This is a genomic window from Methanobrevibacter boviskoreani JH1 (assembly GCF_000320505.1).
GTDB lineage: Archaea > Methanobacteriota > Methanobacteria > Methanobacteriales > Methanobacteriaceae > Methanarmilla > Methanarmilla boviskoreani.
Window position 1 is genome coordinate 1 of record NZ_BAGX02000008.1, and the last position, 16,666, is coordinate 16,666.

A 16,666-nucleotide genomic window follows, 5' to 3' on the forward strand; every position below is an offset into this window, starting at 1 on the left:
TATTTTTTAATTAAGATGGTTTAAACAAATAGAAAAAGGATTAAAAATAGTCATTAAAATAATAATTATCGTCATTATAATAATTATCATTGTAATAATCATTTTCTTCCCTATAGTAATCATCTTCTAATTGTTTAAAATCTTCATATGAAAAATTATCCAGATAGTATTGTTCATACTCATTATAATCCTTTCCTTCATAGACAATATAATTGGTTAGAACCTCATTTAATTGGTCATGAAAAGATTTATTGCTTAGTGTGGATTCCGGACTATTTTTTATCATTTCCTTTACATTTGAACTTATATTAGTTCCATTAAATGTTAGGCAATATATGGAATGTCTGGATGTAAAGTAAATGGCAGTCATATTATCTTTAGAATTGGATTTGACGTATAGTATCACTGTACTGTGATCTGCTAGTGTTTTGTTTTCCATTTTAATGAGATTACCGGAACATATATCTGATGCATAATTTATTTCTAGAAGACTATCATTCATCTTACGTAGTGAAAAATCACTTACATTTGTTCTATAATAGATGTCATTATTATATGGCTGTGCATTGTCAAACTCCGGAGCTATTTTAAAATCCACATCTCCAACTCTTTGGGTTTTCCAATTGGAGCTATCTACAGCTTGAATAGTATTTAAACTAATTGACAATATTGTTAAAATTAACAGTATTGTAATAATTTTCTTTTTTATATTAATTCCCCCTTAATTAGTTAATCATTTATCATTTTAAATCCTTGGATTTTAACTTTCTTGGTTGGTTCTTCTAATTTTTATAATTTTGAATTTGGCTTTATTGGTTTCTGGATTTTAAACCTTTTATATGGTTTTTTTTGAATTTGGCTTTATTGGTTTCTGGATTTTAAACCTTTTATATGGTTTTTTTTGAATTTGGCTTTATTGGTTTCTGGATTTTAAACCTTTTATATGGTTTTTTTTAGAATCTAACTTTATTAATTCTATTTTTCTCTAATCTTCATAATCTTAAGGAATTCGTTTTTATTATTGGTAAATTAAGATCCCTCATATTTAAAGCAGTCTTTATCATGAGCGTTAATTACTCCAATAGCTTGTAGGTAGGATTGGATTGTTGTTGGCCCTATAAATTTCATGCCCCTTTTTTTCATATCCTTTGATAATGTTTTGGATAATTCTGATTCTGTACTTTCACTATCATAAATAACTTCATTTGGAATAAATTCCCTCAAATAGTTATGGAAGCTTCCAAATTCTTCTTGAATATTTTTAAATATTCTCGCATTATTTATGGTTGCCTCGATTTTTCTTCTATTTCTTATAATGCCTTTGTTATTTAATAGACTTTCAACTTTTTCACTATCATAGTTAATAATGGCATCTATATCAAAATCATCAAATGCCTTTCTAAAATTTTCCCTTTTATTAAGTATAGTTTCCCATGAAAGTCCGGATTGAAATGCCTCGAGTATTAACATCTCAAATAGATAGTCCTCATCAAGGTTTAACACTCCCCATTCCTCATCATGGTATTGGATATATAGTTCATTCTTGTTGTTGCACCAGAAACATCTATTTTTACCGTCTTTAAATTCTCTATTGTCCATTCACTCACCTCTTTTCATTATTATTTTATTTTCTTATTTTAATAATACTTAATCTTTAAGTCAAACTATTGTCTTTTACCTATTGATTGACGTTTTTACAATATGGATGAACGAATATTTTTAAGTAAAAGCATTATTTTTAAATGTACTTGATATTTTTACAATATAATTGAACAAATATTTATAAGGGTCTTTTATTAAAATATTATTGTAATTTAATTTTACTTTAAAAATTATTAAATTTATTTTGATGTTTTTTCTAATAAAATTTTAATTTTATTGGACTATTTAATATAGGATAAGATATTATGGATACAAATTTTGATTATACTGAAAAAAGGTTAATCATTACTGCATTCTTCTGTGTATCTTTTATTATATCAAATTTAATTACAGTTAAAATTATAGATGTTGGATTTTTAGGTATGCAAGTGCCGGCTGGTGTTTTAATCTATCCTTTGGTTTATGTTTTAACCAATGTAATTACTGATGTTTATGGTGAAAAGGCAGCTCATAGAACTTTAATACTTGGTTTATGTACTGATATATTATTTGTTTTCATGACTACTTTATTATTATTCTTACCTTCACCTTCTTACTACACAGGGGGACCTGCTTTACAATTCGTATTTACTCAGACTCCAAGAATTCTTGTGGCTTCATATATTAGTTATCTTCTTGGTAATTTAGTAAATGCAAGATTAACTGCAATTGTAAATAATGGTGATAATGCTAATTCCTATTCTACTGTTAAGAATTTAGGGGCTATTATTACTGGTGAATTAGTTGATAATATAGTATTTATTGGATTAGCTTTCATATTTACTGTACCAATTATGGATGTCATTATTATGATATTTACTCATTGGATTTTAAGTATTATATGGAATATTATTGCTGAACCATTTACCAAAAGAACAGTTGAATGGGCTCAAAAAGGAGCTCCAGAACAAGCTTAGTTTAAATTTAGAAATCTTTTAACAATATATTTCTAACTTTAATTTTTTTTATTTTTTTATATTTTTTCTATTATTGATTATTTAAAAATCGTTTTTTTTAGTTTTTAGCTATTTTTTTGATTTATCTTTTTTTAAAAGCTCACTTTTAAATTCAAAGAGTCGTCATTAGTTTTAATTAGTTTTGTATATAAAAAGGTTCATAAACCTCTTTGATCCCTTTAGTTTCAAGCAGTTTTGTATATAAACAATTTTATATATTTAAGAGTTTAATACTTATTAATAACAAGTATAAATTCATTTAATATCTTTATTAGATGGATATGCTCTTAAAAAGGATTTATTAAGATGAATATCACCTTAAATGGATTGAACATTATTGGGATTATTAAAATTGATTAATTACTTTTTTCAATTAGTATTTTTATATAAATCTTTAAATATAACCATTGTTAATAAATATTTATAGGTAGATAATATGGATTTTATTAAAGAAATTCCAGCAATTAAGTGGAAGGACGGTAATTTTCAGAAGGTAAAGGAGCATACTGTCGGTGATGAAAACATATATTTTTTCATTGACAATTTAATGCCAAGGAAATTTTCAACATATCCAACACATTTAGACGATTTTGCGGTTGGCTACTGTTTGGGGGAAGGTCTGATTAAAACGGCCGATGATATTGAAAGTATTGATATTGAAGACAATAGGGTTATTATTAAAACAAAATTCAATCATATTCCTGAAGAGGATTTTGAAACCGACAGTATATTACAGGAACGTAAGGGTGATGGTCAACATGTGTGTGCATGTAGGCTTTTGGAATATCAGGGGGTAATGTCTGACAGTGCAGGTGGATGGAGATCTGAACTTAAGAACATTCAGGTTAATGATTCAGATTTAACAATAGATGCAAGTCAGATCATTAAGGATATGGAAAGATTGACTGACAAGGCAGAGGTCTGGCAGGCAACCGGAAGCGTTCATGTTGCACAGTTGGTTTATAAAGGGGAATATATTACCCGTGAGGATGTAAGTAGACATGTGGCAGTTGATAAGGTTATTGGGGCTGCAGCAAAAAAAGGCTATGATCTAAGTCAATGCTATGTGGGATATAGTGGAAGAATGCCTGCTGACATGCTTATAAAAGTGGTTAGGGTAGGAATACCTATTTTAATATCTAATGCTGCACCAGCAGGTTCCGGTTATGAGATTGCAGATAAAGCCAATATTACCATGGTTGGATTTGTACGTGGTAATAGGTTTAATCTATATACCGCTCCAGAACGAGTTAATTTAAATCAATAATTAGAATATCTCTTGTTTTTTATTATTTTTTTATTTTAAAAGTTAGGATTGATAAATATTCAAGCTATTTCCTGTTTTTTCTTATTTTTTTTATTTAAACGTTGAAAAACATTTTTTATATTTTTATTAAATCTATAGGATAGGTTGAAATTTTTTTATGTTTTCTAAAATAAGTAAAGAAGATTCTTATATCTTTTCATTAAATAAATAGGTAGAAAAACTAGATTTTTTATTAGTTTTTCTTATAATACCACACTTATTAACCCGAAATAGGGGATTATTGAATATAAGATGATTAGTGCTATTACTGTAATAATCACAATTGCACCAATTGAAACCCTCTTCCAAGCCAATCCTCCTGCAACTAACGCCCCTACAAGACCTACATACCATATGTTAGGATCAACGGTTATTACACCTGGACATATTAATGCTGCTAATGCAGTATATGGAATTAGATTTAAGAATTTTTCAAATTTAGGACCAAAATTTAATCTATCCACTGCTATTGCAGGTATTAATCTAGGGATAAATGTTACAAGTGCACATAATAAAATTAAAACATATATATTAATCATTATTGTGCCTCCAGTTCTATTTCATTTTGAATGTCTTCATCAGTTTTTGGTTTAATATTTACCTCATCGTCATCTACAATATACATTCCAATAAAAGCTCCTAAAAGTGTAGCAACTATTAATGACCAATGGGATATGACAAATGATAGTAAGTAATTTAGGATTCCGGTTATGATTACTGTGATGGCTATATTTTTACTTCTTTTAATGTTTGGTATAAGAATTGCAACGAATAGCGCATATAATGATATGTTAAAACTGTTTGCAACAATTATTGGAAGGGCATTTAATACTAAAACACCTATTGCCGCTCCTAAAACCCATGCACAAAATGGTATAACGCTAACACCTAAATAGACCCATATTGAACTTTTCTCCATCAATGAAAATATGGCAAAGGATTCATCTACCACAAAATGTGCAGACAGGACATTCAGTTTTGGAGTGTTTTCTGTTAACTTATTATAAACTACCGTGTTCATTATAAAATATCTGAAATTAACTACAAAACTAGTCAAAACAATATTTAATAATGTTGCACCTTGTGCAAACATAGAAACAGCCATTATTTGACCTGCTCCTGCAAATACTAGAAATGACATGGATACAGTTTGAAATGGGTTAAATCCTGCTTTCATTGCTAAAGCAGCATATCCGATTCCCATAGGGATATAACCATAAACAATTGGAAAACCTTTTTTTGCACCATATATAAACTTCTCTTTTCTAGTTTCTATTTAAAACCCTCCATTCTTTGATAAAATTGTTTATTTTTAAATTAATCTTTAAAAAATAGTAACGATTTACTAAAAAAAGCCCTTTAATTTAGTAAGGTTATAATTATAATATATTTATTTTGCTTTATAAGTTTATAGTATTTCTGATCTTTTAAAAAAAGTAAAAAAGGTATTGGATTTAATTTCTAATTATGATGAAGGTCATGTAGATTAAGAATAGTATTATTAGGACTATACCTTCCTTTCTATCTATTTCCTCTTCACTTCTTGCAAATATCGCACCTAATATTGTGATTATTGTCATGATTAAAATGTCCGTTAACATCTTTGGTTCAATAGGCATTGGAACAATTACACTACTAATACCTAAAATGAATAAAATGTTAAATATACATGATCCAAGTACATTTCCTATTACTATGCCATGGTCTCCTTTTTTAAGTGCGGTAATTGAGGTTACAAGCTCCGGTAATGATGTACCGATTGCTACGATTGTAAGTCCTATAAGCGCTTGACTTAATCCAAATAATGAGGCAATATAACTTGAACTATCCACAACAAGGTCGGATCCTATTATAACTGCTGCAAGACCTAAAACAATGTATAGGATACATTGTGGTATGGATATTTTTGCTTCAACAATATTGTCTCCATTATTTTCCTTATTTTCATTTGCTTGCTTTACCATACGGTAAATGTATATTGCAATTAAAATCAGGAATATGGCACCAATTATTCTGCTAATTTCTCCGAACAGATATGCAACTAGAAGAAGTCCAATACTTGAAATAATCAGGAATGGAAAATCTCTTTTAATTAATACTTTATCTACTTTTAAATTAGCAATTAGCGCACTAATACCGATTACACCCAGGATATTAAAGATATTACTTCCCACAACATTCCCAAGTGAAATAGCATTACTTCCTGCAAGTGATGCTGTAATGGATACTGCAGCCTCAGGGGCACTTGTACCGATTGCCACTATTGTTAATCCTACAACTATTGTGGAAACTTTATAATGGTATGCGACATTACTTGCTCCATCTACAAAAACATCTGCACCTTTAATTAAAAGTACAAATCCAATAATAAGTAAAATGAGTTCTATAATTAAGTCCATATTTTTTCCTTTGTAATTTTTAAATCTGAAAATCTGTTTTAATCATTTAGATTAATAGGATATTGTTTTTTGTATAAGATATATTTATTTATATTGACTTTATTTATGGAAATATAATTTTAATTATAATTATTTAATTATTATTTAAATTTTTTAAAAAACCTTTGGTTTTTTTCTATTTAAATCAATATTTCAATTGTTTTATATTACTTTGTATATTTTTATCTTTTTAAAAGGATATTGGAGTTTTATATTTAAACATTCATTTTTTATTATTTTTTAGTCTAATATTAAACATTTTTAAGAAAATTTATAATCTTTTAATGTTATATATACTCTTATAGGGCTTAAAGATTTTAATTGAATAAGGAGTTTTAATATTATTATATAAAATAATACTATTTTTATATATTTTATTTTCCATGATTATTGGGTTTTTAAGCTTTATTTTAGGTGTTTATATGGAAAATGATTATTTTAAAATGAAATTAAGAAATACGGACATTAAAACTGAATTTTTAGCCGGGCTTACAACATTTCTAGCTATGTCTTATATTTTAGGTGTAAATCCCACTATGTTGTCTGAAGGTGGTATGCCGGCTACAGCTATTTTCTTTTCCTCTGCCCTTGCAGCAGGTATTGCTTGTATAGTAATGGGATTAATATCTAATTATCCGATTGGTCTTGCTCCTGGTATGGGTTTGAATGCTTTGTTAACTTATACTGTTATAATTAGTATGGGTTATTCATGGCAGGCAGGTTTAGCTGCTATATTTATAGCTTCTATACTTTTCTTTTTGATTACTATTTCAGGTTTAAGGGAATCTATTTTACATGCTATACCAAATGACTTGAAGTTAGCTATTGGTGCGGGAATAGGATTTTTTATAGCTGTTGTAGGTTTAAAGAATTCAGGAATTGTGGTTGCAAATCAAGCAAACATTATTGCTTTAGGTAATTTAACTGGTGCTGTTCCTCTTTTAGCGTTAATCGGTATAGCTATTACTTTAATTTTATATGTTAGAAAAGTTCCAGCAGCTGTATTCATAGGTTTAATTATAACATCAATTATTGGTGTGATCTTTACATTCTTAGGTTTTGGAGCAAATACTCCTACTTTAATGCCTGCAGTTCCTCATCAAGTGGTTTCTGTTGATTTTGATTATTCCTTGGTAGGAGGATTCCTTTCAGGTTTTGGTGAATTGTTCTCCTCACAGGTAATTAATATAATAATGGTGATATTCTCATTTTTATTAGTTAACTTCTTTGACGCTACAGGAACATTAGTTGGTTTAGGTAATCAGGCAGGTTTTTCAAAAGATGAAAATGGTGAACTTGAAGGAATTGATAAAGCATTTATTGGAGATTCCGTTGGGGGATTAATAGGTACTGTTTTAGGATCAAGTCCTGTTACCGCTTATGTGGAAAGTGCAACTGGTATAGGTTTAGGTGGTAGAACCGGTTTAACTGCAATATTTACTGGAATTTTCTTTTTAATTGCAATGTTCTTTGCACCTGCAATCCTATCATTATTTACCTCACCAGTTACCACATCCTGTTTGGTTGTAGTTGGAATATTGATGATGGCTCAACTTAAGGATATTGACTGGAGTAATTTGGTTACAATCTCATCCACATTTGCAACTATTTTAATGATGGTTTTAACCTCATCAATTACCTTAGGTATTGCATTTGGATTTGTAACTTATGCTGTTACTAGTATTGCTTCAGGTAAAGCTAAAGAGCTACATTGGTCTGTCTGGATATTGGCAATTATATTTGTTTTCTATCTATTCTTTGGACTTTGATCTTTAAACACTTTTTAAATAGGGATTTTAAATCTCTATTTCTTTCTTATTTTCCACTTCTAGAGTTAAGTATTTTATTTGAAATATAACTTAATTGGAGTTCATTTTTTTAAATTTAAGAATCTTTAAAAAATTAGACCATGTTTAAAATGTCTTTTTTTATAAAAAATATATGCTTTTTTTTCTGACTTTTTGTATTGTTTTTTATTTAAACAGTTTTATTTTATTTTAATTTAAAATATATGATTGTATATTTTTTATAATAGTTTAGTTATTTATGTATATTTTTTAATTATTTCTAATTATTTTGTATTATTTAATCTTCTTTTTATAAAAATCATATAAAAAATTATAAATATGGGATAAGTTTATATTATTAATTAATTTTAATATGTTCAGTGTTGAAAATTGATTTATATTAAGATTTCAAACACTTTACAACATTTTAAAAGGAGGTTAAAAAGATGGCATTTAAAAATGTTACTGTAGCAGGTAGCGGAGTTTTAGGAAGCCAAATTGCATATCAAACTGCTTTTAAGGGTTTTAATGTTACAATTTGGTTAAGAAGTGAAGGTTCTATTGAAAGAGCAAAACCTAAACTTGAAAGATTGAAGAATATTTATCTTGAAACATTGGAAGCTATGAAAACTAATCCCGATGCTTATTGCAGAGGTTTTACAGATAAAGAGGAATTAACAGATGAGGAAATTGATCAATTAAAGGAAAATGCTATTTCTGCATATGAGGGATTAACCTTGACAACTAGTCATGAAGAGGCTGTTAAAGATGCAGATTTAATCATTGAAGCTATAGCGGAAGATCCGGAGCAAAAAATTGATTTGTATCAAAATTTCGCTAAATATGTTCCTGAAAAAACTGTTATTGTTACTAACTCTTCAACTTTACTTCCAAGTCAATTTGCGGATTATACTGGTAGGCCTAATAAATACTTAGCATTGCACTTTGCTAATGAAATATGGAAGAATAATACTGCAGAGATTATGGCTCAACCAAAAACCGAGCAGAAATACTTTGATCAGGTAGTGGAATTTGCTAAAGAAATTGGTATGGTACCACTTAAGGTATTAAAGGAACAACCAGGTTATATTCTTAACTCATTACTTGTACCATTCTTATCTGCTGCCGAGGCATTATGGGCAAAAGGAGTGTCTGATCCTGAAACAATTGATTTAACTTGGAAACTTGCAACCGGTGCACCATCAGGACCATTCCAAATTTTAGATGTGGTGGGATTAGTTACTGCATATAATATTGTAATTATGAATCCTGAGGCTAAAGATCCTGAAACTGTTCCAGGCAAAATAGCTGCTAATCTAAAAGAAAAGATTGATGCAGGTAAAACCGGTGTTAATGCTGGTGAAGGATTCTACAAATATTAAATTTCTTTTTTAAGGTAATTCTATTTACCTTTTTTTAAATTTTTAAAATTTAAGTTAATTTATGAAATTATCTGATGGTATTTTTTTTTTTATTTGGATTGTTTTATAATGTGTTTGATGGTATTTTTATTTTAATTTTATTTTTTTTTAGCTATTTCTTTTAATTTTTAAAATTTAAGTTAATTTATTAAAGTATTTGATGGTATTTTTTTTATTTGGATTGTTTTATAATGTGTTTGATGGTATTTTTATTTTAATTACTATTCTTTTCATTTTTTTCTTTCAAATTTTCTTTAATTATCCTTACAAGAAATGGCTTTGAAACTAGAAGGGTGTTTTTAACATCATCTAAAGAATATCTGTCATTATTTTTAAACCAGTATCTAGCTAAGTTTTCATATCCTCCAATTATAAACTCTATTGTAAAGTCAATAGATATGTCAGAGCCATTATCAGTATATTCATTGTGGATCTTTTCTTTTATGTCCTCTTTTATCATATTACAGATAATTTTAAGACTTACAATTTCCTTATCATTTTTTGCAAGGGCAGAGTATACATCCTCATATTCCCTCAAATAGTTTAAACTTATATTTTTTAATTGATCGGCATAATCCGGAAAGTTATCCGCTTCAATTTCCATTACTTCGGTGGTAATTTCACCGGATATTTTTTTAATTCCGAATTGTAATAACTCATTTTTATCATTAAAGTGGTAATAAAAGGTACTTCTAGGTATATTGGCATTTTTACAAATATCTATAACTTTAATCTTTTCATAAGGCTTTTCAATAAGAAGTTCTGCCAAACTTTTAAACAGTTTTTCGTTTACTTTATCATTTAATATCATTTTAATCATCATTGATTTAATACACAAATGTATAATTTTTTTTATAAAATACTGTTATATCGTTTAATTAAAAATTTTTTTGTATTTTATTAGTATATATTTTTAATAATATTAAAATTTTTTGAATTGGTTTTTTTAAAACTTATACATTTTCATATATTAATGATTTTTTATTGTGTTTTTGTAAAATTTTTATAAATTAGTTTTTTAGAATATTTTTATCATTTGTTTTACAAGTTATATTTTCAAGTTTTATTTTACCAACATTAGTTGCATTTATGTATTGTTCGCTTTCGTTAAGTTTACCTAGATTGCAATGGTCTAACAATAGTTGAAGTGCCTTGACCTTGGTATCAAAATCTTCAATAATTTCAACTTTTCCCTGTGCCATGACTGACTGGTAGATTGTAGTGGGATCATTATTACCTAATTGATATTCTATGAAGTTATCTAATTCAACAAAAACTTTATCGTTTTTCCTCATTAAATCATTTTTATAACCTTTTTTTGCACCATGGAAGTAAATAATAATGTCTTCACCGTCAAGTTCATATCCAAAAGAAAGGGGAACAATATAGGGGTATTCTTTATCATTAATACCTAATCTTACAGTTGTTGCTCTGCCAATAATTTCAATAATTGTCTTCAGGTCTTTAACTTCTCTATTTTTTCTTCTCATATTATCACTAATATCATGATTTTCATTAATTGGTTATATTTATATTAATATTTTTCTATTTTGTTTTAGATACTTGTTTTCATATTTCTATTAATTTTTCCATATTTAAGGGAGTTTTTTTTACATTAAATTTATTTATTCTAAACTAATTATAATTAAATAGATAATTAACTATATTTTTCAAAAGTCTTTAAAAGATTGATTATTGTTAATGATATATTTAACAGGTGACTTTATGAGTGATTTAATTGATGAAATAATGAATCGTCGTAGTATTCGTAAATTTAAATCTGATATGGTTCCAAAAGAAGATATTGATAAGATTATTAAAGCAGGTTTATATGCACCTAGTGGTAGGGGCCTACAGTCTCCAATAATAATTGCCGTTACAAATAAGGAATTTAGGGATAAATTGGCTACAGTTAATCGTAAAATCGGAGGATTTCCTGAGGATTTAGATCCATTCTATAATGGTCCTGTTGTATTAATTGTCCTTGCTGATAAATCTACACATACTCATGTTTATGACGGTAGTGTGGTAATGGAAAATCTACTTCTTGCAGCTTCCGGTTTAGGTTATGGTAGCATCTGGATTCATAGGGCAAAAGAAGAATTTGAAATGGATGAATATAAGAAAGTATTAAAAGATTTAGGTATAGACGGTGATTATGAAGGTATTGGTCACTGTGTTATAGGTTATATTGATGAGGATATTCCCGAGGCAGCACCAAGAAAAGATAATAGGGTATATTATATTGATTAATTCCATTTCTTTTTACTTTATTTTTATTTTTGTTTTTATATTCATCTGTTTTTATAACTATTATTTTTTAATTCTAATAAAAAATTAAAAATCATTATTCGTCTTGTAATCATTTATACTAAAACTTAATAATTAGTATCTAAATAAATATAAGACATAATAATATAATTTTTATTTATTATACGAATTTTATTTTTAAAAAATTTAATGTTATGATATTATGGCAGAAACTTATATTTTTGGACATAAAAATCCGGATACTGATTCAATTACTTCAAGTTTAGTAATGGCTAATTTAGAACATGAACTAGGTAATGAAGATGCAGTATCTTGTAGATTAGGAAACTTAAACAAGGAAACTCAATATGTTTTAGATTATTTTAATATAGATGCACCTAAATTAATCGACTCTATTGAAGACGGTTCAGATGTAATTTTGGTAGATCATAACAGTCCCTCTGAGTCTGTTGAAAATTTAGAAAATCTTAATATTTTAAAGGTAGTGGATCATCATAAAATCTCTTTAGAAACTTCTTATCCTTTATTCTATAGAGCGGAACCTGTAGGTTGTAGTGAAACTATTTTATACAAGTTGTATAATGAAAATAATGTTGAAATTTCAAAAGAAATCGCTTCTTTAATGTTATCTGCAATTATTTCTGATACTTTACTTCTAAAATCTCCTACAACTACAGATGATGATATTAAAGCAGTTGAGGAACTTGCAAAAATTGCAGATGTTGACTATGAATCATATGGTTTAGACATGTTAAAAGCAGGTACTGACTTATCCGACTTTTCAATTGATGAAATCTTAAGTTTAGATGCTAAACAGGTAGATTTAAAAAATGTTAAATCTATTATAAACCAGGTTAATACTGCAAGTATTCCTGATGTTTTAGAAATGAAGGATGAATTAGAGGCAGGAATTAATAAGATTATTGAAGATGAAAACTTGGATATTTTCATTCTTTTAATTACTGATATTATTAACAGTAATTCACAGGTAATAGTACTTGGTAAAGATGCAGATCTTGTAGAAAAAGCTTATGGTGTGGAATTAAAGGATAACACCGCTTTACTTAAAGGTGTAGTGTCCCGTAAAAAACAAGTTATACCTATCTTAACTGAAAATGCATAATTTCAGTTTATTTTTAATTTTTACTCTTGTTTTATTTTTTTTAAAGCTTAAACTCACTTATTTTCTATAGATCTGATTAAAAATAGTAATTTCTATGATTTTTTGTTTTTTGATAAATTTTAAACATCTTTTTTTTTATAAATGGTAAAAAATGGTATTCTTTATAGTTTATTATATTTATGTGTCATTTTAGAATTGGTTAAAAGCAGTAGTTTCTATTTAAAGATTTTAAGAAATAGTGATTCAAATTCATATTCTAAATTTTAAAAACAGTATTTTGTTTTAAAGGAAATGAGTATTTAGAGATAATAATTTATATCTCTAATATGACATGTTTGTGTAGTTGATAAGACAATCTGGCACACCGTATTTTGTGTATTTTTTAGAAAGTCTTTCTACAGTACCGTCATTGTACATCTCATCTAATGTTTTTTGTACTTGATCTCTTAACTCGGTATTTCCTTTTTCAAATCCAACTCCATATTGTTCAGATGAAATATTTCCATCTAATATTCTGAAATTGGAGTTGTTACTTTGGGCTATTTGATATTCCGCTGATTGATAATCAACAGCATATGCATCACAACCACCTGATTCCAAATCCATAAATCCTGTATTAATATCCTCGACCTGGACCAATTTTTTAAATGTTTGTGTTAGGGATTTTTGATCACCTTGTAAAGCTTTCAGTGCTGATGAGTCTTTAAGTACATCAACTGTTTTACCATTTAAGTCATCATAATCTTGGATATCGGAATCTTTTCTTACAACAATAACTTGTTTTGCATTTACATATGGTTTGGACCAGGTATATTGGTTTTCACGACCATTTATAGTAAATCCATTCCAGATACAATCAACAGCTCCTGAGTTAAGTTCTGTATCTTTTGTATCCCAATCTATTACTTGTAATTTCAATGTCCAATTATTTCTTTTACAAACTTCCTGAGCTAGGTCTATGTCGAATCCAACATAAGCTCCATTATCGTCTTTGTAACTGTAAGGTGGAGTTTGTGCATCAAATCCTAAAACCAATGTCTTCTGGTTTGATGATCCTACACCTTCTGAACCATATTCAAAATGAATAAATAATAGTCCAGCTATTATTATTAGCATTATACTCAGGGAGATTAGTATTTTTTTATTCATTCTTCTCCTCCCTAAATCATTTTTCTAATCTTAAAAAAATAATTTTTTAATAGAATAATTTTGGAGATTGTTCAGTCCTCAAATTTACCGAGGAAGTTGATTATTCTTGGATTGTCTGAATTGAATACCTCATCAGGTGTTCCTTCAATGATTATATCTCCATCTTCCAAAAATATTATTCTATCTGCAACCTTTCGTGCAAAACTCATTTCATGAGTAACTATTACCATTGTCATGTGCTCATTAGCAAGTTCCCTAATTGATTTGAGAACTTCTCCAGTAAGTTCTGGATCTAATGCAGAGGTTGGTTCATCAAAGAAGAGTATATCTGGATGCATTGCTAATGCCCTTACGATAGACACTCTTTGTTTTTGTCCACCGGAAAGTTCATTTGGATAGGAATTCTCCTTTCCTTCAAGACCATATTTTTTAAGTAATTGAAGTGCTTCTTCTTTCACCTCATTTTTATTTCTTTTTTGAACTTTTATAGGGGCATTGGTAATGTTTTTGAGAACATTATGGTGGGGGAATAGGTTAAATTCCTGAAATACTAATCCCATCTGTCCATCAAATTTAATTTCACCACCGTCTGGTGTTTCAAGATTGGTTGCACATCTAAGCAATGTGGATTTTCCAGATCCTGATGGTCCGATAATTACAAGTACCTCTCCCTTTTCAACATTTACGGAAACATCTTTAAGTACTTCTTTTCCATCATATATCTTTTTAATATTTTTCATCTCGAGTAAACTCATGGTATTCCTCCTAGTAATAGTCTAGTTCTTCTTCTACTCCTTCCATGAATATTGCAACTAAATAGTTGAATATATAATAGAAAATTCCCGCTACTATTAATGCGGTTATAGATGCCTGTGCTGCAGATATTTGTTTTGCAACGGTAAACATCTCTGGAATTGCTATTACGAAGGATAATGAAGTATCTTTTACAAGGGTAATTACATCATTTGTAATTGCAGGAAGTACGTTTTTGATTACTTGTGGGAATATAATTATAAAGAATGTTTGTAATCTTGAATATCCTAATACCTGTGCCGCTTCATATTGCCCTTTTGGAATAGACTCTATTCCTCCTCTATAAATCTCTGCAAAGTATGCTGCATAATTTATTGAAAATCCTATTATTACTGCAATCCATCTATAGGTGTCAGATAGTTGCGCTCCAAAAACATAGTATGGTGCAAAGAATATAATAATCAATTGAAGCATTAAAGGTGTTCCTCTCATAATTGATATATATGCTTTCATTAACCAACTTATTGGTCTGAAGCTACTCATCCTTCCCCAACATACTAATAATCCTAAAGGAAGTGAGAATAACAATGTTAATACAAAGATTTCAATAGATGTTAACATACCATCGCAGATTTGAATTATCATACTGTCTATCATCATTTCTTTCAAATCTCCTCATCTTTGGTATAATTTCTAAGTGATTCTGGAACACCATAATTACTGTATTTTTTAGCAATTCTCTGGACTGTTCCATCTTCATACATTTCGTCTAGAGTTTTCTGTACTTTATCTCTTAGCTCCGTATTGCCTTTTTTAAATCCAATACCATAATGTTCTGTAGAAATATTTTCTTCAAGTATTTTAAATGTAGTTGAATCATTACCTGTTGTTATTTGGTATTTGGCTACACCATAATCTACAGCAACCGCATCACAGGCTCCAGATTCTAAGTCCATAAATGCAGTATTATAATCGGCAACTTGTGTTAACTTTTTAAAGCTTTGTGCTAATGATTTCTGATCACCTTGAAGTGCTGCTAAAGCAGATGAATCTTTCTGTGTTTCAACTGTTTTACCACTTAAATCAGAAAGACTATTTATATCAGAATCATTTTTAACAACAATTACCTGTCTATTGTCAATATATGCTTTAGACCATGTGTATTGATCTTCTCTACCTTCCATGGTAAAACCATTCCAAATACAATCAATACTTCCAGAATTGAGTTCGGTGTCTTTAGAATCCCAATCAATGGCTTGTTTTTTCAAAGTCCAATTATTTCTATTACAAACCTCTTGAGCTAAGTCTAAATCAAATCCTATATAGTTTCCTTGATCATCTTTAAATCCATAGGGTGGAAATTCCGCATCAAATCCTACAACAAGGGTATTGTCATCGTTGTCATTGGCAGAAGTTTCACCTCCTAAATTGGCATATGAAAAATGAACAATTAATAAGCCTATTACTATAATAATCATAATGCTTAAGGAAACTAAAATTTTTTTATTCATTTTCTCTCCTCAATGTTATCTATACATAAAATTATCATTAAATAAAAATCATGTATGGATATTATAACTTTTGTTTCTTAAAATATTTAATTTTATTTAATTCTATTTTAAAAAATAGTGTTTTCAGTAGAAAATATTCAAATTGAATTTTAAATAAAAGTTGCAAACTATTTGGAAAATGAATATTTAATAAAATTAGTTAAACTATTCAATATTTTGTATAATTTCATAATAAAAAATAGTAAAAAAAGAGTAAATGTTTAATTAAACATTTTTTTTATATATTAAATTTTGTTTTTTAATAATCTAG

The 16,666-nt window shown here is 28.2% G+C and carries 17 protein-coding genes; 6 read left to right on the top strand and 11 right to left on the bottom strand.

Going from position 1 to position 16,666, the window contains the following annotated elements:
• Nucleotides 1-40: 40 nt before the first annotated feature.
• Together ON24_RS01210 and ON24_RS01215 are read right to left on the bottom strand one after the other, a co-directional pair.
• Complete coding sequence (locus ON24_RS01210) at nucleotides 41-667, bottom strand: hypothetical protein (protein WP_040681648.1); 627 nt, start codon at nucleotides 665-667, stop codon at nucleotides 41-43.
• Between the two features lie 362 nt (nucleotides 668-1,029).
• Nucleotides 1,030-1,599, bottom strand: a complete 570-nt coding sequence (locus ON24_RS01215; RefSeq protein ID WP_040681649.1) for a DNA-3-methyladenine glycosylase I — start codon at nucleotides 1,597-1,599, stop codon at nucleotides 1,030-1,032.
• Nucleotides 1,600-1,907: 308 nt separating this feature from the next.
• On the opposite strand from ON24_RS01215, the gene ON24_RS01220 reads away from it, so the two are divergent.
• The gene (locus tag ON24_RS01220) at nucleotides 1,908-2,558 is read left to right on the top strand and encodes a queuosine precursor transporter (protein WP_016358748.1); all 651 of its coding nucleotides are present in this window, start codon (nucleotides 1,908-1,910) and stop codon (nucleotides 2,556-2,558) included.
• A gap of 475 nt (nucleotides 2,559-3,033) precedes the next feature.
• Nucleotides 3,034-3,864: a formate dehydrogenase accessory sulfurtransferase FdhD gene (gene fdhD / locus ON24_RS01225; protein ID WP_040681650.1), complete on the top strand. Its 831-nt coding sequence runs from the start codon at nucleotides 3,034-3,036 to the stop codon at nucleotides 3,862-3,864.
• Between the two features lie 242 nt (nucleotides 3,865-4,106).
• Here fdhD and ON24_RS01230 read toward each other — a convergent pair whose 3' ends face one another.
• From ON24_RS01230 to ON24_RS01240, 3 genes are all read right to left on the bottom strand, one after another.
• Complete coding sequence (locus ON24_RS01230) at nucleotides 4,107-4,442, bottom strand: AzlD domain-containing protein (RefSeq protein WP_040681651.1); 336 nt, start codon at nucleotides 4,440-4,442, stop codon at nucleotides 4,107-4,109.
• Nucleotides 4,442-5,179: an AzlC family ABC transporter permease gene (locus ON24_RS01235; RefSeq protein ID WP_040681652.1), complete on the bottom strand. Its 738-nt coding sequence runs from the start codon at nucleotides 5,177-5,179 to the stop codon at nucleotides 4,442-4,444. Before ON24_RS01235 ends, ON24_RS01230 begins: the two co-directional genes overlap by 1 nt.
• Nucleotides 5,180-5,357: 178 nt before the next feature.
• The gene (locus ON24_RS01240; protein WP_040681653.1) at nucleotides 5,358-6,302 is read right to left on the bottom strand and encodes a calcium/sodium antiporter; all 945 of its coding nucleotides are present in this window, start codon (nucleotides 6,300-6,302) and stop codon (nucleotides 5,358-5,360) included.
• Nucleotides 6,303-6,763: 461 nt separating this feature from the next.
• On the opposite strand from ON24_RS01240, the gene ON24_RS01245 reads away from it, so the two are divergent.
• Nucleotides 6,764-8,110 carry an NCS2 family permease gene (locus tag ON24_RS01245; protein ID WP_040681654.1) on the top strand — a complete coding sequence of 449 codons (1,347 nt, stop codon included), beginning with the start codon at nucleotides 6,764-6,766 and terminating at the stop codon, nucleotides 8,108-8,110.
• A 464-nt stretch (nucleotides 8,111-8,574) separates the two neighbouring features.
• Nucleotides 8,575-9,510 (top strand): 3-hydroxyacyl-CoA dehydrogenase, encoded by a 936-nt coding sequence (locus ON24_RS01250; RefSeq protein WP_040681655.1) that lies wholly within the window; start codon nucleotides 8,575-8,577, stop codon nucleotides 9,508-9,510.
• A gap of 253 nt (nucleotides 9,511-9,763) precedes the next feature.
• On the opposite strand, the gene ON24_RS01255 is transcribed toward ON24_RS01250, so the two are convergent.
• Nucleotides 9,764-10,360: a TetR/AcrR family transcriptional regulator gene (locus ON24_RS01255; protein WP_040681656.1), complete on the bottom strand. Its 597-nt coding sequence runs from the start codon at nucleotides 10,358-10,360 to the stop codon at nucleotides 9,764-9,766.
• A 199-nt stretch (nucleotides 10,361-10,559) separates the two neighbouring features.
• Nucleotides 10,560-11,039, bottom strand: coding sequence for a pyridoxamine 5'-phosphate oxidase family protein (locus tag ON24_RS01260; RefSeq protein ID WP_040681657.1), 480 nt, complete (start codon nucleotides 11,037-11,039; stop codon nucleotides 10,560-10,562).
• 235 nt (nucleotides 11,040-11,274) lie between these two features.
• On the opposite strand from ON24_RS01260, the gene ON24_RS01265 reads away from it, so the two are divergent.
• On the top strand, nucleotides 11,275-11,802 hold the full coding sequence (locus tag ON24_RS01265) for a nitroreductase (RefSeq protein ID WP_016358739.1): 528 nt from the start codon (nucleotides 11,275-11,277) through the stop codon (nucleotides 11,800-11,802).
• 220 nt (nucleotides 11,803-12,022) lie between these two features.
• On the top strand, nucleotides 12,023-12,943 hold the full coding sequence (locus ON24_RS01270; protein WP_040681658.1) for a manganese-dependent inorganic pyrophosphatase: 921 nt from the start codon (nucleotides 12,023-12,025) through the stop codon (nucleotides 12,941-12,943).
• 321 nt (nucleotides 12,944-13,264) lie between these two features.
• Here ON24_RS01270 and ON24_RS01275 read toward each other — a convergent pair whose 3' ends face one another.
• From ON24_RS01275 to ON24_RS01290, 4 genes are all read right to left on the bottom strand, one after another.
• Nucleotides 13,265-14,092, bottom strand: a complete 828-nt coding sequence (locus ON24_RS01275) for an amino acid ABC transporter substrate-binding protein (protein ID WP_016358737.1) — start codon at nucleotides 14,090-14,092, stop codon at nucleotides 13,265-13,267.
• A 71-nt stretch (nucleotides 14,093-14,163) separates the two neighbouring features.
• Nucleotides 14,164-14,847, bottom strand: coding sequence for an amino acid ABC transporter ATP-binding protein (locus ON24_RS01280; RefSeq protein ID WP_016358736.1), 684 nt, complete (start codon nucleotides 14,845-14,847; stop codon nucleotides 14,164-14,166).
• A gap of 10 nt (nucleotides 14,848-14,857) precedes the next feature.
• On the bottom strand, nucleotides 14,858-15,505 hold the full coding sequence (locus tag ON24_RS01285; protein WP_040681717.1) for an amino acid ABC transporter permease: 648 nt from the start codon (nucleotides 15,503-15,505) through the stop codon (nucleotides 14,858-14,860).
• A gap of 5 nt (nucleotides 15,506-15,510) precedes the next feature.
• Nucleotides 15,511-16,356, bottom strand: coding sequence for an amino acid ABC transporter substrate-binding protein (locus tag ON24_RS01290; protein WP_016358734.1), 846 nt, complete (start codon nucleotides 16,354-16,356; stop codon nucleotides 15,511-15,513).
• Between the last annotated feature and the right edge of the window lie 310 nt (nucleotides 16,357-16,666).